The sequence below is a fragment of the Marinactinospora thermotolerans DSM 45154 genome (assembly GCF_900167435.1).
Taxonomy (GTDB): domain Bacteria; phylum Actinomycetota; class Actinomycetes; order Streptosporangiales; family Streptosporangiaceae; genus Marinactinospora; species Marinactinospora thermotolerans.
In genome coordinates this window covers 264,569-288,204 of sequence record NZ_FUWS01000002.1, presented here as the reverse complement: position 1 = coordinate 288,204, position 23,636 = coordinate 264,569, and the positions used below count along the sequence as shown (strand labels likewise).

Here is a 23,636-nt window from a genome sequence, read left to right as displayed (position 1 = left end):
CCTCCCCGCCCGGGCGGACGGGTCTGCGGCGACTTCGGTGGGGGTCCGCCGTGCTCGACCCCGGCGCCCATAGGGAAGCCGCTTCGGGCATCCGCGAGGCGCGGCGGCCCGGCCGGCCGCGCCGGTCGTCGGGGAACGGCCCCGGCGACCGGCGGCCTGCCACGGCGTCACTCAGGGGCGGTCCCGGTCGCCGGCCGCCGCGCAACCGTCGTGACATCCCGGCTCGGCCGCCTTCGCCGCGGTGTGGCACGTCCCGGCCCCGGCGGCCTGCGCGCCGGCGGGGGCGAGCCCCGGCGCGCAGCAGGCGTCGCCGCGCCAGGCCTCACGCCCTTCCTTGACCGCGACCACGGCGATGAACAGGGCGACGACGGGATCGGCCCACGCCCACCCGAACAGGGCGTTGGCGAGCAGTCCCACCAGCAGGGCCGCGGAGAGGTAGGTGCACAGCAGGGTCTGCTTGGAGTCGGCGACCGCCGTCGCCGAGCCGAGTTCGCGGCCCGCCCGGCGTTGCGCGTGGGAGAGGAACGGCATGACCACGACCGAGAGGGCGGCGAGCACGATGCCGGGAACCGAGGAATCGGCCTCGCCCCCGCCGAACAGGCTCCTCAGCGCCTCGAAGGTGACATATGCGGCCAGGGCGAAGAAGGAGACGGCGATGACGCGCAGCGCCCGACGCTCCCTGGCCTCGCGCGTCGAAGCGTCCCGGGCGGAGAACTGCCAGGCCACCGCGGCGGCGGAGGACACCTCGACCGCGGAGTCCAGTCCGAAACCGATCAGCGCCGTCGAGGAGGCCAGGGTCCCCGCGGTGATCGCGATCACGGCCTCGATGACGTTGTAGGCGATGGTGATGGCGACCAGCAGGCGCACGCGGTTGGTGAGCGCCGCGCGGCGCTCGTCGCTCAGCCGGAGAGTGGGGGACACGCTCATCAGCAGCACCCCTTCTCCTCTGCATCGACGCAGGTCGTGTCGGTCTCCACCGCCAGGACGGCGGCGCGCAGGTCGTCCAGGGCGTGGCCGAGTCTGTGGTCGGCGAGTTCGTAGCGGACCCGTCGCCCGACCGGGACCGCGACCACGAGGCCGCAGTCGCGCAGACAGGCCAGGTGGTTGGACAGGCGGGTGCGGCTGACGCCGAGGGCGTCGGCGAGGTCGGCGGGGTGAGCGGGGGCCTCGCGCAGGGAGAGCAGGATACGGCAGCGGATCGGGTCGGCCAGGGCGCGTCCGAAACGGGCAAGCGCATCGATGTCAGTGGTGATCGTGAGCACGACACCAAAGTACATATATTTCTGAATCCAGGAAACCCTGAACCAATGTGATCCACCGCGGCATCGCCCCCTCAATGGCACCCGGCGGATCGGGAGGGCGCGATCACGGCGCCCTCCAGGAGACCCGGGCAGCGGAACGGACACCCCGGGCCCTTTACGACACGCGAGAGCCGTCAGAGACAGCGACCCCAGGAGGCCGGCACGGCGCTTGCGGAAGGCGGTCCACGGCCAGGCGGGGCACACCCCTCCCGCCTTCCGGATCCCCGCGCGATCACCCCGCCCCCGCCCGCTCCGGGAGGGGCGGGTGGCGGGGTGCCGGGGAGGCCCGGTTCGGCCATCACCCCGAAGGCCGATCGGCCAAGGCGGTCAGAAGCGGCGCAGCAGGGCCTGCTTGGCGGCGGCGAACTCCGCCTCGGTCAACACTCCCTCGCGGTGCAGTTCGGCGAGTTCACGGAGTCTGCGCAGCAGTACGTCATGGTCCTCGCCGGAGGCGGCCTCCTCCTGGGGGGCCGCGGTCAGCGCCTCCCGTTGCGGTTCGGGGGAGGACGCGCCGGTTCCGAAGGGGTGCGGCAGCCTGGCCGTCACCGCGGCGGCCAGCAGGGCGGTCGTGGTGTACTCCTTCTGGGTTCCCCAGCCGAGCTTCAGGCAGTACGGGTCGTACTTGGGCGGGACGTTCGCGCTGTCCCCGTGGTGGCGGAACCGCAGGTACCCGCTCTCCCAGCCGACAGCGGGCAGCCATTCGACCCGCACCAGTTCCCGCAGCGTGACCTGGCGGGGCCCGCCGGCGCGCTTGCTCTCCTCGGTGATCCAGTTCCAGTCCAGGATGATCCGCTCACCGTCGAACAGGGCGGTGCCGTCCTCGCCCGAGGCCGTCAGCGGGGCGTTGGGGCCGGGCAGCAGGTAGCGGTCGGTGGGGCCGTCGGGCACCTGTTCCAGCGACAGGGCGGCGCGGACCTCGTCGACCAGGTACTCCGCGACACCGGTACGATCCGGGTCCACGGCCATCCGGTAGGGGTCGGCCGCCTCGTTGAGCCGTCCGGCGGCGATCTGGGTGAGCGGGTCGGCGCCCTCACGTAGCCGCAGCCGGATCCGTCCGCCCTTGCCCTTACGGCCGGGCTCGTAGGCGATGCCGGCCAACGCCGGCAGGGGGACCGCGATCTCGCCGAGCTCCTTGCGAAGCCGGTGCACCCCCCGACCGTGGCCGGGTACGACGCGCACGATGTCCCCGTCGAACGTCCACGTCCCGTCTTGTCCCATGAGCTCGGCCATGCGCCGATCTTAGGACGCGCGGAGCGGGGAAGGTGCGCCGGTTCCGGCCGCTTCACCCCTCCGCCACGCGCAGACCTTCACCCAAAGTGACTACTTACCCGCGATTTGTTACTTTGAGTAGCGGGCACCTGCTTTATTCGGGTCTGCGAGTCAGCCTTGGCCGTCCAGATGTCCACCGCCTGGACAGCCGGGGCGCACAGCCACGGTTCCGGACCGGTCGCGTCCGCGCCGCCGGCCACCGCGCTCGTACCACGGGTCCGCTCCGCCGTCCCGTGATCCGCTCCAGCACGCCCTCCCGTCCGGTGAAGGGAACCTCGATGTCCAGCTCCACACCACCCGCCTTGGCGCCCTCGCCCTCCTCGCCCGAGCCGACCCGCGAGGACCATCTCCCGCCCGCGGCGGCACAGCAGGAGGCGAGTGCCGAGGATCTCCTCGCGACGCTGGCCGAGCTGCCCCCCGGAGATCCGGCACGCGAGGTGATACGCGCCCGGATCGTGGAGATGCACGCCCACATCGTCCGCCGTGAGGCGGGGCGCTACCGCCAGCGGGGCGAGCCGATGGAGGACCTGGTCCAGGTCGCCATGGTCGGCCTGCTCAAGGCGATCAGGGGATTCGACCCCAATTACGGCAAGCGGTTCGTCTCCTACCTGCTACCGATGGTCACCGGCGAACTCAAGCGCCACTTCCGCGACAGTACGTGGGCGATCCGGGTCCCCCGCCGCCATCAGGAGCGGCGCAGCGAGCTCAACCGGGTGGTCGCCGAACTCACCCAGCGCGCCGGCCGCACCCCCTCCCTCACCGAGATCGCCGCGGCGCTGGACCTCGATGTCGCCGACACGATGGAACTGATCGACGCGGCGGCCGCCTACAGCGCCCTGTCCCTGGACGCGCCCTTCGGAGAGGCCGGGGCCGACACCACGCTCGGCGACACGATCGGCGACACCGACACCGACCTGGAGGGCGTCGTCGACCGGCACGCCCTGTACGCGGCGATCACCCACCTGCCCCCACGCGACCGCCGTGTACTGCTGCTGCGTTTCTTCGGCAACAAGACACAGAGCGAGATCGCCGGGGTGATGGGGATCTCGCAGATGCAGGTGTCACGGGTACTCTCGGCGACCCTCCAGCGCCTCCGCTCGACGATGCTGGACTCCTCATGAGCCGCCTCCGGTGGTGTAGATAACCGACGCCCGGACGCGCGGGGGCGAAAAAAGTTGCCCTGTCGCACCATGAGGCTTACCACATGACGTGATCGATTAATGACCATGAGTCCCGGTAGAGGCGTCCCTGGAGGTCACCACGCCTCCCGCTCGACGACCTCGACCCGACAGGGCGGGGATCGGAGGACACGCGGATCCGCGAGGCCTCAGGAGCGAAAAGGCGACACACTCGAGAGGATTCGAGATGCGCAACATCCAACGCGCCATCGCCGTAGGCGCCCTGTCCATTCCCGCGGCCCTCGGCCTCGGCGGCGTCGCGTTCGCCGGCGACTTCTTCGGTAACGGCGCGTTCTACAACGAGTCGGGGTCGTTCGCCGGCCCCAAGGGCTCTGCCGCCTGGGAGACCCTGAGCGCGGCGGACGGTTTCGGCAACACCATCTACTACGACAACGAGTCCTTCGCCGGCGAGTTCGGCGCCGCTTCCAACACGGTGGTCGCCGGCACCGGGTGATCGCATACGGGTGGTCCGGCCATCACCCGGGGACCCCGCGCGGCGGTGCCGCGCGGGGTCCCCCTCTTCTCGGGCCGCCGTCCGCTCCGGGCGGGAGGACGGTTCCCGGCCGGATCACGGATCGGCACCCTGTGTTCCATCCGTCCGGGACGGCCCCGAGCCGTCCCGGACATCCTCTAACGCGCTGCGCTCGTGGTCGCCTCGATGCTGGCTCCCCCCGGTCCGACCCGATAGCAGACCTGCTCGTAACGGGCGCCTGCGTGTTTGCCGTCGCGGGCGACGGCCTTCACGACGCACAGGCTCGCCCCGTCACGGCTGGCCCACATGTCGCTCTCTTCGAACTCGGTGTCGGCCGCTGCGGTGGACTGCAGCGACAGGAGGGCGATCGTCGCCGTGACACCAGCGACAACGGCGCGACGCACCACTCTCCTCTTGCTTGCCATTGCTCTCCCCGGCCGTCCCACATCCCGCCGCTCTCACGAGAGAGCCGGAAGGACACCGGAGGCGCCGTCCGGTCGGACGAGAATGCGGGACGCCCCCTAGGTTCGGCTGGGTTGTGGCCGGGGGCGGACGGCGCGAGCCGGCCGCCCCGGCCGGGATGGTCGCTAGTCGGCGACGCTGACCAGGTTCTCGGAGATCGCGCCGTACGGGCCGGCCGCCTCGAACGACTCCTTGTAGAGGGTGACGCCGCCGAAGCCGCCGTGTCCGCCCTTGCCCTTGTCGTCCTTGCCCTTGCCGTCCTTGCCGTGGCCGAAGCCGTCACCGGCGAAGGCGAGGACCTCCTGGGAGACCGCGCCCTGCGGGCCGGCGGCGCTGGCCTCGGCACCGAACAGGGTGTCGGCCATGGCCGCGGCGGGAGCGGCCAGCGCGACGGTCGGGGCGACGACGGCGGTCACGGCGACTCGGCTGAGCATCTTGTTCATTCGGGTTTCCCTTCCCAGGTGAATCCGGTACGCGACCGGACCGAGATGTGTGCCGGCTCGACACCGTCGCGCTTCGCGCCGCGGCGGGGAGCCCGCACCCGTCGCGCATCCAGCTACCCGAAGAATTCCTTCGTAACTATGCGTAATGCATTGCCCACACAAAGTAACGACAAAGGGGGGCGGGAGTACAGAAACGGCGCACGACGGAATCCGCCGTACGCCGTCGCCGTATCCGGTCAGCCGCCCCCGAGGAGCTGGGTCCAGCGCGTCCGCGCCCCCTCCCCCGCCATCCCGACCCCCGTCTCCGTCATGGCGCAGTCCAACAGGAGCGCGCGATCCCGCCCATCGCGCAGCCATGATCCGGCCACTCCCGTTGCGTCGGACCGCCCTCCCGCGACGACCTCGCCGACCGGCCCCCGATATCCACGAGCCCGCACCCGTTCCCTCGGCCCTCGACCGTCCGGCGCGAGATGGCCGAGGAACCCCCGTTCGGCCATGTCCCGGCTGTGGCCGAGGGCCACCACGCGCAGTCGCTCATCGACCCTCAGCCGAGGGCATCCGGCCCGTACCCGTGCCCGGTTGACCTCGGAGAGCACCGCGTTCTCCGACGGTCCCTGCGACGATTCCTCCAGCGGACGCGGATCGAGCCGCGACAGGGGCGGTTTGGCCTCTCGTCCGGCGATCCCCTCCACGCCGATCGGGCCGCATCCGCACACGAACAGCAGCGCCGTCGATACCAGGGCGCCGCGTCGACGCCCCAGAGCGTCGACGCGGCCCATGGTCACGGCCCGATCTGGAGTCGGCCGATCCGGATGGTCGGCCCTTCCCAGGCCGGCGCGTCCTCGGACGTCTCTCCCACCGTCGGACCGACCGGGCCAGGGTCGCGCAGGTCGCAGGAGTCCTCCCTCAGCGAGATCTGCAACCGGTCGGAGTCCCCCTCCTTGACCGCGGCGAGCCGATCGCGCAGTCGCTCCAGGTCGGGGCGTGGAACCTCACAACGCACCTGCCCCTGCGGCGTCCAGACCTCGATCGCCTCGGCGGGAGGCGCGTTCTCCTCCGTCTGGCTCGGGCGCGCCTCCGTCTGGACGGCCTCCTCCTGCTGCTGGCCGGCCGGGCGTCCCCACAGCAGCTCCTCGATGTAACCGGTGATCCCCCAAGGGCCGAGGGAACGCTCCTCGAACAGCTCCGGCGCCACTTCGACCCCCTCTCGGGAGATGAGGATCGAAACGTACTGCTCCTGTGGGGCGGTTTCCGCGTGGGCGGGCAGGGCCGTCGCCGCGATGCCCGCGATCGCCAGACCGGTGAGGATTGCCATCCTCGTCATCGTGTTCCCCCTGGTTTCCTATGTGCACGGCCGGGAGGCACAGCCGCCCGACCTCCGATGCTCACCGCGCGCTTCTACCCAAATACACAGAGTAATGCGGGGGTCGTCGAAACCTTCCCGGCCGGTTTCCCAGCACCGGCACACCACTCAGAACAGCAGGTCCCGCCCGCCTTTGGTGCCCCACTCGACCAACAGCACGGTGGCGTCGTCCTCCAACCGGCCGTCCTGGTGACGCAGCACCGTCTCGACCAGTCGCCGCAGCGTCTCCGGGGTGGACAGGCCGTCCGCCATGCGGCGGATGATGAAATCGATGAAGCGGTGCAGGCCGAAGAAGTCACCGCGTGAGCTGCGAGCCTCGATGATGCCGTCGGTGTAGAGGACGAGCCGGTCGCCCGGCTCCAACTGGGTCTGACACGCCTCGGGATCGCTCGGCAGGGGCATCCCCATCGGCAGGGCGGGCGGACAGGACAGCTCGGCGACCCACCGTCCGCCCCGGATCACCAATGGGGGGTGGTGCCCCCGGTTGACCCAGGTGAGCACGCCGGTGCGCAGGTCGAGGTCGGCCAGCAGACCGGTGACCGAACGCGTCCCCCCGAACTGCTCGCCGACCTCGGCGTCGATCGCCTCACTGGTCTCGACCAGCCCCCGCCCCTGGCGACGCTGGTTGCGGTTGCAGCCCATGGCGATCGTCGCGGCCAGCCCCGAGGCCAGATCGTGGCCGGTGGCGTCGAAGATCGCCAGGCGGAGCAGGTCGCCGGCCAGCGCGTAGTCGAAGGCGTCCCCTCCGATGTGGTACGCCGGCTCCAGGGCCGCGCTGACCACCACGTCGTCGTTGGCGAACGTCGAGGGGGGCATCAGCGTCCACTGCACCTCCGCCGACACGCTCATCGGACGGCTGCGGACCAGTCCGGCATAGGTGTCGCTGTGGGGACGTTTACTCGCCACGAGCAGGGCGACGAGATCGGCGAGGGCCCGGGCCGCCTCACGCGTGGCGGCATCGTCGACCTCCACCCCCACGCGCAGGACCCCGAGCCGTTCCACCCCGTCCACCAACGGCACCCACAGCCGACGCGGCCCCTGTTCCCCTCCCTCCCCGTTCTCGGTGACCGCGACGATCCCGTAGGTGCGGTAGGCGCGACCGGCCAGGGTGGCGTCGATGTTCACCCGCTTGCCCAGCAGCCCGATCTCCGTCCCCGTCAAGGGACGCAGCACCTCCTGGCGAAGATCGGCGAGGTAGAGCACGACGTCGTGCAGGCCCGCCGACGGCGCGTGCCGGGCGATCAGGGCGGGCAGCTCATCCAATGGACACAGATGGGCCGTGCTCAACAGGCCGGCGAGCATGGCGCCGACGCGCTCGGAAGTCCTCTCCGTCGCCATGGCCACCCCCGCGTCGCCTGCCCGCCCCTCCGACCGCGCTGACGTGCGCAAAGCCGTCTCCGGTACCGGCCGTCCACCCTAACCGAGCCCGCCCCGCGAACGCGGGAGCACGTTGCGCGTGCCGTAGCGGACGGGGAGGCGAAGCGCGAGGGACGCGCCCGCGGCCCCGGGGCCGCGCCACCGTGGCCGTCCCACCACCGGGTGGGGCCGACCGTGACATGGCGGGATCGGCGCCGCGGAACAGAGCGGGGAGCACCACCTCCCGTGGGCTCCGTGGACATCCACCGCGAGGCGCGCCGGGGATTCGGGGCGGAGGGGTCCGTTTCACGCAGGGCACGCCGGCCACCGGTCTGGGCGCCCCCTGCGGGGGCCGTCCTCCCCGGCGCGGGACGAAGGCGCCGACCGGCCGATCGCCGAGGCGCGTCCCCGACCAGGCGCCAAGGGAACGGAGCTCCCCACCCCGCCGTCCCTCCGCCTCCGCGCGGCGCGCGTTCCCGGCCCACGCTGCCGCCCCTCCCCGCGCCCGGGAGAGCCGTGGGAGGGCGCCCCGACGCCCTCGAAACCACTCCGGGCCCGCGCCACGGCCGTCCCTCCGGCCTACGCCCCGCGACCCGCTCGCGACGCGCGGCTGTAGCGCGCCGGGGGCGTGCCAACGAGCCTCGTGAACTCGCGGACGAGGTGCGACTGGTCGCTGTAGCCCAGCTCCGCCGCCAGGGCGGCCCAGTCGACGGAGCCCGCCGACCGCGCGCGCTCGGCCACCTCGTAGAGACGGTAACGGCGGATCACGGCCTTGGGCCCCAACCCGACGTGGTCGGCGAAACGGCGCTGGAGGCGGCGCACCCCGATCCCCTCCCGTGCGGCGACCTCCTCCACCCTGGTCACGCTCGGATCCGCGGCCATCCGTTCGACCAGGTCGGCGGTGTCCTCACAGGCCACGCGCGCCGTGGGGAGCCGTTCGGCCAGGAAGCGATCCACGTGGGCCACCATCGTCTCGGGATCGGCCGCCGTCTCCACCCGCACCGCCAATTCCCGGACCCGCGCGCCGAACACCTCGGCCGGATCGACGGTCCGGTCGGTGATCCCGGTCATCGGCCCACCCAGGAAGGGACGGAACCCGGCGGGGCGGAACATGACCCCCAGCGCGCGTCCCGCACCACGCAGCTCCCGTTCACCCACCCGGGTGGTGGGACCGTGCAGCCCGGCGTCGACCGGTCCGAAGACGAGGTTGACCACCGGATGGGCGAAGACGCGCTGGACGTAGGGGGCACGCCCGCGCAGGTCCCAGTCGACCAGCCAGTAACGGTCGACGAAACGGGCGACCTCTCTGGAGGGCGCGTGGCGGTGCAGACGGAAGTGGTTCAGCCCGCGCTCGGGGGCGAGGATGCCCCGCGCGTCCCGTTCCACCGGTTCGACCACACGCCCAGGCTAGCCAGCCGGTGTCGCGTTCGTTCAAGACGGTCCCCGGGCCGCTGCGGCACCCTCGGATGGTCCACGGAAGACCCACGGAAGCGAGGACGGTCATGAGCGAGATCTCGGCACGTTACGAACGGCTGGCAACGGAGTTCGCCGCGACGGTGGCGCGGGTGCCCGCCGAGCGGTGGGACGCCGCCTCCCCCTGCGCCGGCTGGACGGCGCTCGACGTGGTGCGACACGTCGTGGACACCCAGGGCGCGTTCCTCGGGCTGATCGGCCGGGAGGCCGCGCCGCTCCCCTCCGTCGAGGAGGATCCGCTCGCCGCCTGGAAGGGGGCCGCCCACGGCGTCCAGACCGTCCTGGACGACCCGCGCCAGGCCGCCACCACCTTCGAGGGGCATTTCGGGGTGACGGCGTTCGAGGAGGCCGTCGATCGCTTCATCGCCTTCGACCTGGTCGTCCACCGCTGGGACCTGGCCCGGGCCACCGGACTCGACGAGCGGATAGCCCCCGCCGACCTGCGCTGGATAGGCGAGGCCGCGGCCGGGTTCGCCACCGAACCGAGCGCGAAGGAGCACTTCGCCCCCGGGCTGACCCCGCCACCCGGCGCCGACGAACAGACGCGGGTACTGGCGCTCCTGGGACGCCGCGCCTGGTGACCCCCGCGGGACCGGTCACTCCGAGGGGGAGTCCACGGACCACCGGCCGAGCCGGCTGCCGTGGTAGGCGCGCTCGCGCAGCGCCGCGAACCCCCGTGGTGCCATCTCCACCTCCGCGGGCCGGTTGCGCATCGGGTCGAAGCAGGGACGCGGGTCCGGGCCCCGCGTCCGGGCCGTCAGGACCAGCCGGGCGACCGGACGCCAACCGTCCCACGCCGTTCCCTCGTGCAGGACCAGGAGCGGTGGCCGCTCCGCCACCCGCCGGCACAGCGTCTCCAAGGACGCTGGGGCGATCGGATCGTCCCCCGCGCAGACGGCGAGCAGCCACACCAGCCGTCCCCCGCTCCGGTAGGGGACGATGCTTCCGTAACGGGCCCGGCCCCATCCCCGGGCGGGCAGCGGCACCATCCTGGTCAGCCATCCGATGCCCGAGGCCGACAACGCGAGGTCCCAGGGACCGCCGCGGCCGTCCCCGGCCGGGACACGCACGGCCAGGCCGAGGACGTCGGCGCCCGCGCCGGGCACCCCCGCTCCCTTGGACATGCGCACCGTCACCGGCCGAGTCCCCTCGGGGAGCGGGAGCGCTCCGGGGGAGAGCGTGGTCAGTTCCCCGGCGAACCATCGGCCGCGGGGGTGGAAGGCCCGCGCCCCACGGGCCCGTGCCAGCTCACGGAACAGGGTCGACACGCGGGTACCGTTCGTCGTCTCCACGTCGGTCGGCTGCCCCCGCTGGGAGCACGGAAACGGTCCGTTTCGGGCCACCCCGCGGGGGAGCTCAGCGAGGCGTTCGCTCGCGCAGGGCCGCGGTGATGTCGGCGACGAGCCCCGCCTCGCCCTCGACCAGGTAGAAGTGGCCTCCTGGCAGGACCCGTAAGTCGAACCCCGCCCCGGCGACCCGGCGCCAGGAACGCATGTCCGACTCGCTCACCTGCGGGTCGGAACCTCCCAGGTAGCCGATGATCGGCGTGTCGACAGGTCGGGGGTCGTGGGGCCGGTAGGCCCGCAACAGGTCGTGGTCGGCCCGCATCGAGGGGAGCACCAGCTCCAGGAGTTCCGGCGAGTGGGGCACGATCGGATCGAGGCTGCCGGCCTGCGCGGCCAGCGCCGTGTCGTCGAGCCTCGGCCGTTCCCCCGGCAGCCCGCACATGTGCGGGCCGGCGTGCGCGGAGACCATGAGCGCCAGCGGACGGATCCCGTACCGCTCGGCCAGACGGACCGTCACCTCGTAGGCGACCACGGCCCCCATGCTGTGGCCGAACAGGGCCAACGGCCGATCCGCGAACTCGGCCAGCACCGCGCACAGTCGGTCGGCGAGCGGCTCCATCCGGTCGATCGGGGGCTCCCCGAACCGATTCTGACGGCCCGGATAGCACACGGCCGCCACCTCGACGTCGGCCGGTAGCCGCGCCTGCCACCCCCGGTAGAACCCGGGGACGCCGCCGGCGTGCGGGAAGCACACCAGGCGCACCCGCGGCGGGGTCCCGGTAGGTCTACGGCGCAGCCAACGCCGGGTGTCCTCCACCACTGGACCGGTCACGTGTCCGCCCCCTGTTCGGCCGCGAGCAGTCGGGCCAGATCCGTGATCGTCGGCGCGGCGAACAGCGTCTCCACCGAGATCTGCGCCCCGAAACGGTTCCGGCACAATCGGACGATCTGGAGGGCGCTCAGGGAGTCGCCGCCCAAATCGAAGAAGTCCTCGTCGCGGTCGATCCGCGCGCCGGCCCCCAGAACCTCCCGCCAGATCTGGAGGAGCTCCCGCTCCAGCGGCGCCCACCCCGTGAGATCCTCCTCCCCAGGGTCCGGGTCGACGGCGGCCGGCGCCGGGAGCGGGGCGCGCGTGGCCCTCCGCGTCCCGACCTCCGGCAGGCGGGTGGCGGCGACGACCTGTCCCAGCGGAAGAGCCGCCAGACACCGTTCGAAAGCCGCGAGCGCCTGCCGGACGCTCATCCCCCCGTCCAGCCCCTCCCCGGCGATCTCCTGGTGCCGCCGCTCCATCGTGCGCGCCATACCGGTGCCGTTCCAGCGGTCCCAGTTGACCGACAGGACCGGCAGGCCCTCACGGCGCGCCCGCGCCGCATAGGTGTCCATGAAGGCGTTGGCCGCCGCGTAACAGGACAGGCCGGGCACCCCGGAGAAGGAGGCGAGCGAGGAGAAGAGCAGGACGAAGTCGGGGTGGGCCCCGACGTCGCGCAGCGCGGCGAGCAGGACGGAGGTCCCCTCGGTCTTCGCCTGGAGGGCGGCGTCGATCTCCTCCTCGGACAGCAGGGCCGCCATCCCCCCTCCCGGGTCGCCCGCGGTGTGCAGCACCCCGTGGATCGCGCCGAAGCGCACGTGCGCCTCGGTGAGAACCTCTTTGAGCCGGGCGTGGTCGGTGACGTCGGCGTCCCGGACCAGGATGTCGGCGGGGCGCCGGGCGAGCGCGTCCCTGACCTCCTCGTCCCGGCACTCCTCCAGGGCGCGGACCGCGCCGCGGCCGACGAGCAGCAGCCGCGCGGAGTGGACCGTGGCCAGGTGAGCGGTCAACCGCAGGCCGACACCGCCGGTGGCGCCGGTGATGACGTAGGTCCCGCCGGTCCGCAGCACCGGGGCCGCGGAGGGGGTCGGGGGGACCGGTTCGAAGCGGCGCAGCCACCGATGGTCCGCGCGGTAGGCCACCGGTTCCGCGCGGGGCGGGCGGGAGAACTCGGCGAGCAGGGCGCCGGCCCGCCGCCGCGGGTCCACGGCGTCGTCGGGCTCCAGGTCGACGACGCGGACCACCACGTCGGGCAGTTCACAGGCCAGTGGACCGGACGCTCCGAGCGTGAGGGCCGCTTCGGGGATCAGCCGTTCGGTCCCGGTGACCTCTAAGGCGCCACGGGTGACCAGGCAGACCTCGGTTCCCGGGGGGACGTCGCCGAGCGCCGCGGCCAACCCGCTGATCTCCCCCAGGGGGCGGTGGTACTCCGCCGGGATCGCGCCCGCCCACAGGCTGACCAGGCGTAACGGCGTGGTCCCGGTGACGGCAGCGTCCCGCAGCATCCGGTAGTGCTCGCGCCGGCGCGGATCCAGGGTCACGCGGCCCGAACCGTCGTGCGCGAAGTCCGTCCCCGGCACCGCCACGACGGGCTCCTCCCCGCGCGCGACCAGCTCCGCGACGAGCGCGTGGGCGAGCGGGGAGGAATCGGAGAGGACCACCCAGCGGTGCCCGCCGGGAGCAGAAGGCGGCGGAGGCGGCTCGACGGCGCGGACCCATGACACCCCGTACAGGTCCGCCTCCCGCGCGACGGTGGCCGGCGCGGTCCGGGCGGGACCGGGCGGGGGGTGCTCGGTCCCCGCGAAGGGATAGGGGACGGCGGGCGTGCGCAACCTCGGTCGAGGCCACAAGGTGGCCGGGTCCACCGCCACCCCGGCCCGCCACAGGCCGGCCAGGGCCTGGAGCAGGGCCTCGCGCTCGGTCCGCTCCTCCTTGCGGTGCCGGCCGGTGGACAGCAGCTCGACGTCGGCTCCGGCGCGGGTCCTGGCCAACGCGGTCAGCGTGGTTCCCGGTCCGACCTCGACCACGGCCCTCGGCTGCCGCGCCAGGACGTGGCACAGCGCGTCGTCGAAGCGCACCGTCGCCCTGAGGTGGGTGACCCAGTACTCGGGGTCGGCGACATCGGCGTCCTCGTCCCCGGTCACCATGGAGACGAGCCGGACCGTAGGTGGGCGCAGCTCGACGCCGCGCAGGAAATCCCGGAACTCGCCGAGCAGCGGGTCCACCAGGGAGGAGTGGGCCGCGGTCGCCAACGGCAGGGAACGGCAGGCCAGCCCGTCGCCCTCCAGCAGGGTCCGGACCTCGGCGATGCGTTCGGCCGGGCCGGCGAGCACGCAGGCGGCCCGGGCGTTGACCGCCGACAGGCAGACCTCGTCGTCCAGGTAGGCGGCCAGCTCGGCCTCCGTCGCGGTGACCGCCAGCATCGCCCCGCCGCGCAGGCCGGCCAGCAGCTCCCCGCGCTTGACCACCACGGAAAGGGCGTCGGCCAGGGACATGACGCCCGCGGCGCAGGCCGCGGCGTACTCGCCGAGGCTGTGACCGGCAAGGACGTCGGGGCGGACCCCGTGCGACGCGAGCAGCCGGGTGAACGCGATCTCGGTGATGAACACCGCGGGCAGCGCGAACCGGGGGTCCTCGTCGGCGTGGTCGGGAGCGGGTCCCGCCCAGGCGGCGCGCAACCGTTCGGCCATCTCCCCTTCGGGCAGCAACCGCAGGCACTCGTCCACGGCCGCGCGGAACACCGGTTCACTCCCGTAGAGCTCCCGCCCCATGCCGGGGTACTGGGACCCGCCGCCGGGGAACACGAACGCCAGCTCCCCTCGGGAGGCGCGCCGGATCGCCTCGCGCGCCCCGCTCCCGGCGTGCTCGCGGAGGACCCGCGCGGCGTGTCGGCGGTCCCGGAACACCCCGGCGTAGCGCACCGGGAACTCGCGCCGGCCGGTCGCCAGGGTCCAGGCCAGATCGGCGAAGGCCGAGTCGGGCGTCTCCTCCAGGGCCTCGGCGCACGCGCCGATCATCGCCGTCAGGGCGTTCTCGTCGCGGGCCGAGAGCAGCACCGGCTGCCATGGGGGTGCCGGCGCGGTGGGACGGGGCGGCGGAGGCTCCTCCACGATCGCGTGCGCGTTGGTGCCGCCGATCCCGAAGGAGCTGACGGCCACGCGGCGCGGCGCCCCCGACACCGGCCACTCCTCGCCCTCCCGAGCCGGGACGAAGGGGCTGGAGGCGAAGTCGATCCGGGGGTTGGGCGTCTCCAGGACCGGGCTGGGCGGGATGCGGCCGTGGTGGACCATGAGCGCGGCCTTGATGAAGCCGGCGACCCCGGCCGCGGCGTCGGTGTGACCGATGTTGGACTTCACCGACCCGATCCGGCAGTACCCCGTCCGCGAGGCACCGGCCATCCGGTAGGCCTGGGTGAGCGCCGCGACCTCGACCGCGTCGCCCAGCGCGGTGGCGGTCCCGTGCGCCTCCACGTAACCGATGGTGTCGGGGTGGACGTCGGCGACCGCGAGCGCCGCCGTGACCGCGGCGCGCTGGCCCGCGGCGCCCGGGGCGGTGTAGCTGGGCTTGTCGGAACCGTCGTTGTTGACCGCGCTGCCCTTGACGACCGCGTAGATGCGGTCGCCGTCGGCCAGCGCGTCGCCCAGGCGGCGCAACGCGACGATCCCCAGGCCGTCGGCGGGAACGAACCCCGAGGCGCGGTCGTCGAAGGCGCGGACGTGCCCGTCGGCCGACCACACCCCGCCCTCCTGGTAGAGGTAGCCCTGACGGCGCAGCGGCGTCCAGGAGACCCCTCCGGCCAGCGCCATGTCGCAGTCGAAGGTGATCAGCGCCCGGCAGGCCAGGTGGATCGCCACGAGCGCGGTCGAACAGGCCGCCTGGACGGCGACACTGGGGCCGGTCAGTCCCAGCTTGTAGGAGACCCGGGTGGGCAGGAAGTCCTTGTCGTCCGCCGCCGAGAGGAGGTCGCCCGAGGTGCCGAGGAAGGAGCCGAAGTCGCGTTCCCGGTGGGTGCCCAGGCTCTGCCCCGCATAGACCCCGATCGCGCCGTCGAAACGGCCGGGGTCGTGTCCCGCGTCCTCCAGCGCGTGCCAGGCCTCCTCCAGGAACATCCGCTGCTGCGGGTCCATGAGAGCGGCTTCGCGCCCCGAGTAGCCGAAGAAGGCGGAGTCGAACCGGTCGGCGTCGCGCAGGACGCCGGCGGCGCGTACCAGGGCCGGGTCGGCCAGCCGCTCCTCCCCTCCCCCCGCCCGCCGCACCTCGTCGGGGGTGAGCTCGCCGATCCCCAGGCGCCCCTCGGAGATGAGCTCCCAGTACTGTCGCGGGCCGTGGGCACCCGGGAAGCGGCAGGCGATGCCGACAACGGCGATGTCGGTCTCCGAGACCTCGCGCCCACGCGCGTCCGCTGTAGTGTCCACGTTCTCCACCTTCACCCCTGTCGTCCTTTCCGTAGGCGCTCCCGTAGCGTCCGGCTGCCGGCGAGCAGGTCGTCCGCGTGCGCGGGCGCCGGGCCGGCCTTGGGGAGCGGCCGGTCGTGATCGCCAGGAGCCGTGTCCAGCAGCTCCGCCAGCATCCGCACGGTGCGTGCGGCGACGAGCTCGGCGGCGGGGACCCTGATCCCCCACTGTTCCTGGACCCGCGCCTGGAGTTCGATGAGGTCGGCCGACGTCCCTCCCAGGGCGAAGAACTCGTCGTCGGCCCCGATGCCGTCGATGCCGAGGATCTGCTCCAGCAGCTCGGCCACCTCGCGTTCGCGTTCGCCCTCGGGAGGCGTGTAGTGGGTGCCGGTCTCGGGCCGTTCCCGGCCCGGATCCGGCAGGGCGGCCCGGTCGACCTTTCCGTGGGCGTTGAGCGGCAGCCGGTCCACGACGACGAACAGCGACGGGACCAGGTGGGCCGGTAACAGCGCCGAGAGGTGGCCGCGCACCCGGGCGACCGGCTCCCTGCGCCCTTCGGCGAACTGGAGATAGGCGGTCAGGCGCCGGGACTCGGGCCGCAGTCCGGTCACCGTCACCGCGGCACCGGTGACTCCCGGGTAGCGGAGCAGGGCCGCCTCGACCTCTCCCGGCTCGATCCGGTAGCCCCGCAGGTTGAGCTGGTCGTCGATACGGCCGGCGAATTCGATGTCGCCTTCGGGGAGGTACCGGGCGAGGTCACCGGTCCGGTAGAGGCGCGCTCCGGCGCGTCCGGAGAAGGGGTCGGGGACGAAACGCTCCCGGGTCAGATCGGGGCGGTTGAGGTAACCCCGCGCCACTCCGCGTCCCCCGATACACAGCTCCCCGGTCCGTCCCCGCTCCACGGGCCGTCCGGCCGCGTCGAGCAGGTGCACCTCGACACCGGTGAGCGGACGGCCGATGGAGGGCCTCGTCTGACCTCGGTGGCAGCGTCCCGCGGTGGCCGACACGGTGGCCTCGGTGGGGCCGTAGGCGTTGAACAGCCGTAACCGGGGGGCCCATCTCTCGACCAGGAAACCGGGCAGGGGCTCGCCCCCCGAGGTCAACGTGGTGAGCGGGAGGTCGGGCTCGATGGGCAGGGTCGCCAACAGCGACGGGGCCGCCGACAGATGGCTGACACGCAGTTCACGCAGGAAGCGGGCGAGTTCGAGGCCGTGGAGCTGCGCCCCTGCCGGGGGGATGCACAGGGTGCCGCCGTTGAGCAGGCTCATCGCCAGCTCCCAGACCCACACATCGAAGGTGAAGGGGGCGAACTGAAGGACCCGGGCCCCTTCGAGGTCACCGAACAGCTCCCGGAGTCCCTCGGCGAGGTTGACCACGCCGCCGTGCTCCACCATGACCCCTTTAGGGGTGCCGGTCGACCCGGAGGTGTAGAGCACATAGGCGAGGTCGCCCGCGCCCGTGGCCGGTGCCGGGCCGGCCGGGCCAGGCCCGTCGCAGACGTCGACGCCGTCGAATCTCAGCAGGGGCGGGGCCCCCTCTCCCAGCCCGCCCGCCGGGTCGCGGTCGGCGGCCACGACCCGTGGAGCCGTGTCGGCCAGCACCAACGCGGTGCGGGCGGTGGGCTGTGCCGGGGGGAGCGGAACGTAGGCCGCTCCCGCCTTCCACACGGCCAGGACGGTGGCGGGCAGCAGGAAGGACCGGTCCATGAAGATGCCGACCCGGTCACCTGGGACGACACCGGCCAGGACCAGCTCCCCGGCCAGGGCCGTGGACAGGGCGTCGAGTTCGGCGTAGGACATCCGTCCCCGGGAGTCCACCAGGGCGAGACGCTCGGGGACGGCGGCGGCCCACGCCCCGAAGAGCCTCTCCGCCGTGGCCACCTCTCCTTGACAAGCGAACACGTTCCCCCCTCAGCGGTCGTGGCCGGTCGCGTGTCGCTCGCCGGACCGCCCGGTGAGGACCGTGGCATGCTCGCGCCGGTGTCCGGCCCTCGCCTCCCGCTGAACGTGCCCCCGCGCCGTCGAGCGGCCGGTGCCGGCCCGGGCGGCGGCCTCGTCCAGGAGACCCAGGCCGCCAAGGTGCGTGGCCGGGGGGCCCTGATCGCGGGTGTGCCCGCCGCGCCCCTTCAGGCCCGGGCCCGCCTCCGCGCGGGCCGACCCGTTCCCGGGGCCGAGCGCGCCGATCCCGGGGACTGTCACATCGGCGTCGACGGTCACGTCAGCCCTCCGTTCGGGTGAAGACCATGACGACCGCGCCCACCTCGTCGGCCTCGGCCCACGCGCCGAATCCGTCCAGCAGGAGGCGGGCGTCGGAGGAGCCCCATTCGGTTTCGAGGCGCTCCCTGTTCTCCCGCAGACCGCGCACGAGCCGACGGAAGGAGTCTCGGGTGTTGGCGGTGATGTCGGTGACCTCCTCGACGGCCAGGCCCGCCTCCCCCGCGGCCGCGACATGCTCGTCGGGGGCGTCGAAGGCGACCGCCTTGAGCATGGTCAGATAGGGACCGATGCGGTCGCGCACCTCGTCGGTCAGCGGGACACGCGGGTAGGGCGTCTCGACGACGAGGCGTCCCCCCGGGCGGAGCATCCGGGCGGCCTCGCGGTAGAGGTCGCGGATGTGGAAGTGGGGGGTGGTCTCGAACAGCAGCACGGCGTCGAAGGAGGCCGGCGCGTAGGGCAGGTCGAGGGCGTCGGCCCATTCGAACCGGACCATGCCGGCGACGCCCTGTTCGCGGGCGTGATCGGTGCCGTTGCGCAGGGCCCGCCGGTCCACATCGACCGCCACGACCTCGGCGCCCAACGTCTTGGCGATGCGCACGGCCGGTCGGCCGTTGCCGCACCCCACGTCCAGGACCCGGGAGCCGTGCCGGATTCCCAGCCGGGAGGCGACGAGGTCGGTCATCCGTTCGGTGGCCTCCTCGATGGAGGCGCTGTCGTCGTCGCCTTCCCAGTACCCGTAGTGCCGGTCGGGTCCGGCGGTCTCTTCCACGAGTACCGAGAGATGGTCGTACGTCGATTCGATCTCCTGCCAGGAGAACGAATCGGTCCACGCGCTTTTCATGTCTCCCCAGAGCCGACTAGAGGATCGCGTTCGAAGGGCAGGCGGGGTGGAGGGGCTCCGCCCCCACCGAACCCCTATTGCAAAAAGACGCCTGCCGCGCTTTTCGGCCGGGCGTAACTCTAGCGCTGATCAGCCATGTGCACGATATTGAATTGAATTCACTTTTGTCGAACAAACCCCCGTCAGGCAGCCAAACGGACACACGGGAAATACATTCGCAAATCAAAAATCAAAGAACCGGATATGCGGGCAGATTGCGACAGAGCACTCGGACACGCGGACGACACATCGCCACAAAACAACATTCCAATTCCTCTGCTCGCCCCTCCCGAAAAAATCCCGGAAGGCCGACTCCCTCTGCCCCCATGACGACCGGTGAAACACGGACGCCGGAAAACGGGATTGGGACAGCACCCACACACCTGCCGCCTCCCCATCGCCGCCCCGGAATGCAGGCCCGGCCAAGGACACGTGGAGCGCCGCGGACGCCCCGACCCTCTTCCCCCGCGACACCCTCACACCGGCGGTCCGCCGGTACACGCCCCCGCCCCACGCCTCCCCACGACGCCGGGCCGGGGACGACGAGAACGGTGCGCCGCCCCTCGCGTCCCCTCACCCGCGACCGGGTGACAGCGCGAAGACCCCCTCAGGAAGGGCGAATGGACACAGCCGGCGGCACCTCCCGCCCGCCCAGGCGCATGACTCCCACCCCGTGGACCCGAGGCCGGCACGCCCGAGAGAGGACCCCCGACTCGGCGGAGAGCCGTCCGCGCCCGACATGTCGACCACACCTGACAAGAGATGTCAGGTATCGGTGACAGCATCACTCCGCCGGCACACCGAACGCCGGCCAACAACATCGACGGAAGAGACTTCATGGTGGCATTGGATGGAAAGGTCGCGCTGGTCGCGGGGGCCACGCGCGGGGCAGGCCGGGGCATCGCGGTCGAACTCGGCGCGGCGGGGGCGACCGTCTACGTGACCGGGCGCACCACGCGGGAACGGCGCTCCGAGTATGACCGGCCCGAGACCATCGAGGAGACCGCGGAACTGGTCACCGCGGCGGGCGGCCAAGGCATCGCGGTGCCCACCGACCACCTTGTCCCCGAGCAGGTCCGCGCCCTGGTGAAGCGCATCGACGCCGAACAGGGACGGCTGGACCTACTGGTCAACGACATCTGGGGCGGCGAACTCCTCACCGAGTGGGACGTCCCGGTCTGGGAACACGACCTCGACAAGGGGCTGCGGATACTCCGCCTGGGCGTGGACACCCACGCCATCACCTCCCACCACGCCCTGCCCCTCCTGCTACGCACCCCCGGCGGCCTGGTCGTGGAGGTCACCGACGGAACCGCCGACTACAACAGCGGCACCTACCGGCTCTCCTTCTTCTACGACCTCGTCAAGACGGCCGTGCTGCGCATGGCCTTCGCCCTCGGCCGCGAGCTGGGCCCCAGAGGCGCCACCGCGGTGGCGCTGACACCGGGATGGATGCGTTCGGAGCTGATGCTGGACACCTACGGAGTAACCGAGGAGAACTGGCGGGACGCGCTCGCCCGGGAGCCGCATTTCTGCATCTCCGAGACACCTCGCTTCACCGGGCGCGCGGTGGCGGCCCTGGCCGCCGACCCCGCGGTGGCGCGGTGGAACGGTACGTCGCTGTCCAGCGGCGAACTGGCCCGGGTCTACGGGTTCACCGACCTCGACGGCAGCCGTCCTGACGCCTGGCGCTACATCGTCGAGGTGCAGGACCCGGGCAGGCCCGCCGACCCCACCGGCTACCGGTGAGCCTGCCCACCGGCAGAATCCTCGCCGCCTCGGACGGTTCCGACGACGTGGCCGAGGCGGCCGCGTCCCGCCGTCGGGTTGACCTTGACGCGAGCGTCAAGGTTCTAGCGTGCCGGCATGACGACGGATGAGCGTGGTATGCGCCCCCGGGATTGGGGCTGGCTGGTGTGCCTGATGCTGGTGTCCTTCGCGATCGGCACCGACGACTTCGTGATCGCGGGGGTCCTACCCGCCATCTCGGCCGACCTGCGGGTCAACGAGGCGACCGCCGGCCAGCTGGTGACGGCGTTCTCGGTCACCTACGCGGTGGCGGCCCCACCGTTGGCGGTGGCCACGGCGACGGTACCGCGCAGGCTGCTGGTCATCGGTGGCATGTCGGTGTTCGCGCTGGTGAACCTGGTGAGCGCGCTGGCACCGAACTATCCGGTACTGATGGCCTTGCGGGTGCTGTCCGCGCTGGTCGCGGCGGCGATCACACCGGCGACGTTCGCCATGGCGGAGCGGCTGGCGTCTCCCGAACGCGCCGGCCGGGCCATAGGCGTGGTCGCCGCGGGGCTGACGGTGTCGCTGTTCCTGGGGGTTCCGATCGGCGCCTTCCTGGGATCGACCTTCGGGTGGCGTTCGACCTTCGTGGCCGTGGGCCTGTTCTCTCTGGCGGTGGCCGCGGCCGGCGCGCTGCTGCTGCCCGCTGTGGCGGGGAGTGTCACCAGTGGGGTGCGAGCGCAGCTGCGGACGCTGTCACGGCCCGCGGTACTGCTCTGCGTCGCGGGGACCACCGCGGGGGCCTGTGCAGGACTGATGACCTACACCTACATCGCGCCGATCACCCGTGACCTCACCGGTGGGGACGGACCGATCCTGGCGCTGCTGATCGCGGTGGTGGGGTTGTCGGGCGCCGCGGGCACGTTCCTGTGCGGACGTGCCACCGACCGCTGGGGAGCCGACCGGACGCTGCTGGCCACCTACGCGGGGCTGGTCGCGGCGACCGTGGCCCTGACGCTCATCGGCGTAGTGGGCCGGGGAACGGCACCGGTGTGGCTGCTGGCGGGGGCCCTGGCCGTATGGGGGTTCGCCGGCTGGGGGTTCAACCCGCCGATGAACATGCGGATGCTCCGGCTGGCCCCGGACGCCGGCACCGAAGCGGTGGCCCTGAACACCAGCGGACTGTACGTGGGGATCGCATTCGCCGGCGCGATCGGCGGGATGGTGCTGGCAGGAGGGGGAGGCGGCGTCGGGGTGACGGTCGCGGCGGCGGGGATCGGCGCGGCGACACTCGTGCTGATGGCGGTCTCGGTGCGCCGCTTCCCCTCCCCCACACCGCAGGGATCGTCCCGTCCCATTGAGGACACCTCCGCCCCGCCCCGGCCCGCGGGATGAGACCCTGGCCGGGTTGCTGGACTTCCAGAAGCGCGGGAGAGGACGGTCGGCATGCGTATCGGTGAGCTCGCCGCCAGGACGGGGGTGTCGACACGGGCCCTGCGCTACTACGAGCAGCAGGGACTGCTGCGCTCCCGACGCCGGGCCAACGGCTACCGGGAGTACGACTCCACGGCGGTGCTCCGGGTCGGCAACATCCGCTCCCTCCTGGCGTCGGGACTCACCTCGGAGGACATCCGCGAGCTCGCCGACTGCCTCGACCGCGATCTCGGCCACGAACCGGAGTGCGCCGAGGCGATCGCCCTGTTCGAACAGCGACTACGGCACGTGCGCGGCCGGCTCGACGAGCTGACGGACGTCCACGCCCGTCTGGAGGAGCACCTGGGCGACATGCGCGCCCGGATCCGGCACCAGGCCCCGTCTCCTCCCGCCTCCACGAGGACGCGGGAGGAGGAGACGACCGGCGAGGGGAGCCCCCTCCCCGCGCGTGCGCGCTCAGCCGGCGATACCGGCAGCCTCGGCGACGAGTTCGGCCGAGCGCAGGCGTGACTCGGTGTCGCCGCTCTGGAAGGCGATGATCAGCTCGTCGGCCCCGGCCTTCTCGGCGAAGCCGCGCAGGTAGTCGGTGACCTCCCGGGGGTCGCCGACCGCGGAGTAGGTCATCATCTGCTCGACGTGCCGGCCGGCCGGAGAGGCCAGGGCCGCGTCGGCCTCCTCGGCGGAGAGGGCGCGCCCGCGTCCCAGCAGCTGCGCCGCCATCCGACGGCGGGCCAGATGGGCCTGGCGCCGCGCCTCCTCGGCGGTGTCGGCCGCCGTGACGTTCACCCCCGCGATGACGTAGGGCTCGGAAAGCTGCTCGGAGGGGGAGAACTCACGCCGGTACAGCGCCACGGCCTCCTCCAGCGCGGCCGGCGCGAAGTGCGACGCGAAGGCGTAGGGGAGTCCCAGGGCCGCGGCGAGCCCTGCGCCGAACAGGGAGGAACCGAGGATGTACAGCGGGACGTTGGTGCCGTGGCCGGGCGTCGCCTGGACCCCGATGACCCGCGACCGGCCCGTCAGGTAGCCCTGGAGCTCCAACACGTCCTCGGGGAAGGCGTCCGCCGAGGTGTGGTCGCGGCGCAGCGCGCGCATGGTGTTCTGGTCGCTTCCAGGCGCGCGCCCCAACCCGAGGTCGATACGGCCGGGGTGGAGCGTCTCCAGGGTGCCGAACTGCTCGGCGATGGGCAGCGGGGCGTGGTTGGGCAGCATCACACCGCCCGCGCCCAGACGGATCCGCTCGGTGTGCGCGGCCATGTGGGCGATGATCACGCTCGGGGCCGACGAGGCGATGGTCGCCATGTTGTGGTGCTCCGCGTACCAGATGCGCTGGTAGCCGAGGCCGTCCGCGAGACGCGCCAGCGCGAGACTGGCGTCGAGGCTGTCGCGCGCGCTGCTCCCCTCGGGGATGTGCGCGAGGTCGAGGATGGAGAGCGGGACGGTGCCGGAGGCTGACGCGGACAAGGTCGACGGCCTTTCGTGACGGGTGCGTGGGCGCCGCGACGGAGCGCGGACGGGGCCGCCGAGACGGCCACTGTCCAGGCCAACCGCATGGCGCCGCCCGTTATTTCCG

21 protein-coding genes are annotated in these 23,636 nt (G+C 72.6%); 6 read left to right on the top strand and 15 right to left on the bottom strand.

What is annotated here, in order from left to right; all coding sequences use genetic code 11:
• Positions 1 to 171: 171 nt before the first annotated feature.
• The 3 genes from B5D66_RS04265 to B5D66_RS04255 all read right to left on the bottom strand — a co-directional run bounded on the left by B5D66_RS04265 (position 172) and on the right by B5D66_RS04255 (position 2,531).
• The gene (locus tag B5D66_RS04265; protein ID WP_078760532.1) at positions 172 to 927 is read right to left on the bottom strand and encodes a cation diffusion facilitator family transporter; all 756 of its coding nucleotides are present in this window, start codon (positions 925 to 927) and stop codon (positions 172 to 174) included.
• On the bottom strand, positions 927 to 1,262 hold the full coding sequence (locus B5D66_RS04260) for an ArsR/SmtB family transcription factor (protein ID WP_078760531.1): 336 nt from the start codon (positions 1,260 to 1,262) through the stop codon (positions 927 to 929). The genes B5D66_RS04265 and B5D66_RS04260 overlap by 1 nt, the downstream gene beginning before the upstream one ends.
• A gap of 366 nt (positions 1,263 to 1,628) precedes the next feature.
• Positions 1,629 to 2,531: a DUF4429 domain-containing protein gene (locus B5D66_RS04255; RefSeq protein WP_078760273.1), complete on the bottom strand. Its 903-nt coding sequence runs from the start codon at positions 2,529 to 2,531 to the stop codon at positions 1,629 to 1,631.
• Positions 2,532 to 2,848: 317 nt separating this feature from the next.
• On the opposite strand from B5D66_RS04255, the gene B5D66_RS04250 reads away from it, so the two are divergent.
• Both B5D66_RS04250 and B5D66_RS04245 read left to right on the top strand, forming a co-directional pair.
• Positions 2,849 to 3,691, top strand: a complete 843-nt coding sequence (locus B5D66_RS04250; protein WP_078760272.1) for a SigB/SigF/SigG family RNA polymerase sigma factor — start codon at positions 2,849 to 2,851, stop codon at positions 3,689 to 3,691.
• Positions 3,692 to 3,935: 244 nt separating this feature from the next.
• A complete protein-coding gene (locus B5D66_RS04245) occupies positions 3,936 to 4,202 on the top strand; it encodes a hypothetical protein (protein ID WP_078760271.1) in 267 nt (88 codons plus the stop codon).
• Positions 4,203 to 4,378: 176 nt separating this feature from the next.
• On the opposite strand, the gene B5D66_RS04240 is transcribed toward B5D66_RS04245, so the two are convergent.
• From B5D66_RS04240 to B5D66_RS04215, 6 genes are all read right to left on the bottom strand, one after another.
• Positions 4,379 to 4,645 (bottom strand): hypothetical protein, encoded by a 267-nt coding sequence (locus B5D66_RS04240; protein WP_144389961.1) that lies wholly within the window; start codon positions 4,643 to 4,645, stop codon positions 4,379 to 4,381.
• A 162-nt stretch (positions 4,646 to 4,807) separates the two neighbouring features.
• Entirely contained in the window at positions 4,808 to 5,125 is a 318-nt protein-coding gene (locus B5D66_RS04235; RefSeq protein WP_078760269.1) for a hypothetical protein, read from the bottom strand.
• Positions 5,126 to 5,361: 236 nt separating this feature from the next.
• A complete protein-coding gene (locus B5D66_RS04230; protein WP_078760268.1) occupies positions 5,362 to 5,904 on the bottom strand; it encodes a CAP domain-containing protein in 543 nt (180 codons plus the stop codon).
• A 2-nt stretch (positions 5,905 to 5,906) separates the two neighbouring features.
• Complete coding sequence (locus tag B5D66_RS04225; RefSeq protein ID WP_078760267.1) at positions 5,907 to 6,440, bottom strand: hypothetical protein; 534 nt, start codon at positions 6,438 to 6,440, stop codon at positions 5,907 to 5,909.
• Between the two features lie 156 nt (positions 6,441 to 6,596).
• Positions 6,597 to 7,826 carry a PP2C family protein-serine/threonine phosphatase gene (locus tag B5D66_RS04220; RefSeq protein ID WP_200813513.1) on the bottom strand — a complete coding sequence of 410 codons (1,230 nt, stop codon included), beginning with the start codon at positions 7,824 to 7,826 and terminating at the stop codon, positions 6,597 to 6,599.
• A 597-nt stretch (positions 7,827 to 8,423) separates the two neighbouring features.
• Positions 8,424 to 9,242, bottom strand: coding sequence for a helix-turn-helix domain-containing protein (locus tag B5D66_RS04215; RefSeq protein ID WP_235000729.1), 819 nt, complete (start codon positions 9,240 to 9,242; stop codon positions 8,424 to 8,426).
• 104 nt (positions 9,243 to 9,346) lie between these two features.
• Between B5D66_RS04215 and B5D66_RS04210 the strand changes: the two genes are divergently transcribed.
• Complete coding sequence (locus B5D66_RS04210) at positions 9,347 to 9,898, top strand: TIGR03086 family metal-binding protein (protein ID WP_078760265.1); 552 nt, start codon at positions 9,347 to 9,349, stop codon at positions 9,896 to 9,898.
• Between the two features lie 15 nt (positions 9,899 to 9,913).
• Here B5D66_RS04210 and B5D66_RS04205 read toward each other — a convergent pair whose 3' ends face one another.
• From B5D66_RS04205 to B5D66_RS04180, 5 genes are all read right to left on the bottom strand, one after another.
• On the bottom strand, positions 9,914 to 10,585 hold the full coding sequence (locus B5D66_RS04205) for a catalase family protein (RefSeq protein WP_078760264.1): 672 nt from the start codon (positions 10,583 to 10,585) through the stop codon (positions 9,914 to 9,916).
• Positions 10,586 to 10,673: 88 nt separating this feature from the next.
• Positions 10,674 to 11,435 (bottom strand): thioesterase II family protein, encoded by a 762-nt coding sequence (locus B5D66_RS04200; protein ID WP_200813512.1) that lies wholly within the window; start codon positions 11,433 to 11,435, stop codon positions 10,674 to 10,676.
• Entirely contained in the window at positions 11,432 to 15,826 is a 4,395-nt protein-coding gene (locus tag B5D66_RS04195; RefSeq protein ID WP_159457212.1) for a type I polyketide synthase, read from the bottom strand. The genes B5D66_RS04200 and B5D66_RS04195 overlap by 4 nt, the downstream gene beginning before the upstream one ends.
• Before the next feature lie 11 nt (positions 15,827 to 15,837).
• On the bottom strand, positions 15,838 to 17,685 hold the full coding sequence (locus B5D66_RS04190; protein WP_159457211.1) for a non-ribosomal peptide synthetase: 1,848 nt from the start codon (positions 17,683 to 17,685) through the stop codon (positions 15,838 to 15,840).
• 337 nt (positions 17,686 to 18,022) lie between these two features.
• Positions 18,023 to 18,862, bottom strand: coding sequence for an SAM-dependent methyltransferase (locus tag B5D66_RS04180; RefSeq protein ID WP_078760259.1), 840 nt, complete (start codon positions 18,860 to 18,862; stop codon positions 18,023 to 18,025).
• Positions 18,863 to 19,738: 876 nt separating this feature from the next.
• On the opposite strand from B5D66_RS04180, the gene B5D66_RS04170 reads away from it, so the two are divergent.
• From B5D66_RS04170 to B5D66_RS04160, 3 genes are all read left to right on the top strand, one after another.
• The gene (locus B5D66_RS04170) at positions 19,739 to 20,650 is read left to right on the top strand and encodes an SDR family oxidoreductase (RefSeq protein WP_078760257.1); all 912 of its coding nucleotides are present in this window, start codon (positions 19,739 to 19,741) and stop codon (positions 20,648 to 20,650) included.
• 117 nt (positions 20,651 to 20,767) lie between these two features.
• Entirely contained in the window at positions 20,768 to 22,027 is a 1,260-nt protein-coding gene (locus B5D66_RS04165) for an MFS transporter (protein ID WP_078760256.1), read from the top strand.
• Between the two features lie 51 nt (positions 22,028 to 22,078).
• A complete protein-coding gene (locus B5D66_RS04160; protein ID WP_078760255.1) occupies positions 22,079 to 22,576 on the top strand; it encodes a MerR family transcriptional regulator in 498 nt (165 codons plus the stop codon).
• On the opposite strand, the gene B5D66_RS04155 is transcribed toward B5D66_RS04160, so the two are convergent.
• Positions 22,523 to 23,527: an LLM class flavin-dependent oxidoreductase gene (locus B5D66_RS04155; protein WP_078760254.1), complete on the bottom strand. Its 1,005-nt coding sequence runs from the start codon at positions 23,525 to 23,527 to the stop codon at positions 22,523 to 22,525. The two genes, B5D66_RS04160 and B5D66_RS04155, sit on opposite strands and share 54 nt — an antisense overlap.
• Positions 23,528 to 23,636 lie beyond the last annotated feature (109 nt).

Excerpts from the sequence above, each read along its gene's own strand:
- B5D66_RS04265 (WP_078760532.1), bottom strand. The coding sequence starts at position 927 with ATGAGCGTGTCCCCCACTCTCCGGCTGAGCGACGAGCGCCGCGCGGCG.
- B5D66_RS04255 (WP_078760273.1), bottom strand. The coding sequence starts at position 2,531 with ATGGCCGAGCTCATGGGACAAGACGGGACGTGGACGTTCGACGGGGAC.
- B5D66_RS04250 (WP_078760272.1), top strand. The coding sequence starts at position 2,849 with ATGTCCAGCTCCACACCACCCGCCTTGGCGCCCTCGCCCTCCTCGCCC.
- B5D66_RS04245 (WP_078760271.1), top strand. The coding sequence starts at position 3,936 with ATGCGCAACATCCAACGCGCCATCGCCGTAGGCGCCCTGTCCATTCCC.
- B5D66_RS04240 (WP_144389961.1), bottom strand. The coding sequence starts at position 4,645 with ATGGCAAGCAAGAGGAGAGTGGTGCGTCGCGCCGTTGTCGCTGGTGTC.
- B5D66_RS04235 (WP_078760269.1), bottom strand. The coding sequence starts at position 5,125 with ATGAACAAGATGCTCAGCCGAGTCGCCGTGACCGCCGTCGTCGCCCCG.
- B5D66_RS04230 (WP_078760268.1), bottom strand. The coding sequence starts at position 5,904 with ATGGGCCGCGTCGACGCTCTGGGGCGTCGACGCGGCGCCCTGGTATCG.
- B5D66_RS04225 (WP_078760267.1), bottom strand. The coding sequence starts at position 6,440 with ATGGCAATCCTCACCGGTCTGGCGATCGCGGGCATCGCGGCGACGGCC.
- B5D66_RS04220 (WP_200813513.1), bottom strand. The coding sequence starts at position 7,826 with ATGGCGACGGAGAGGACTTCCGAGCGCGTCGGCGCCATGCTCGCCGGC.
- B5D66_RS04210 (WP_078760265.1), top strand. The coding sequence starts at position 9,347 with ATGAGCGAGATCTCGGCACGTTACGAACGGCTGGCAACGGAGTTCGCC.
- B5D66_RS04180 (WP_078760259.1), bottom strand. The coding sequence starts at position 18,862 with ATGAAAAGCGCGTGGACCGATTCGTTCTCCTGGCAGGAGATCGAATCG.
- B5D66_RS04170 (WP_078760257.1), top strand. The coding sequence starts at position 19,739 with ATGGTGGCATTGGATGGAAAGGTCGCGCTGGTCGCGGGGGCCACGCGC.
- B5D66_RS04165 (WP_078760256.1), top strand. The coding sequence starts at position 20,768 with ATGACGACGGATGAGCGTGGTATGCGCCCCCGGGATTGGGGCTGGCTG.
- B5D66_RS04160 (WP_078760255.1), top strand. The coding sequence starts at position 22,079 with ATGCGTATCGGTGAGCTCGCCGCCAGGACGGGGGTGTCGACACGGGCC.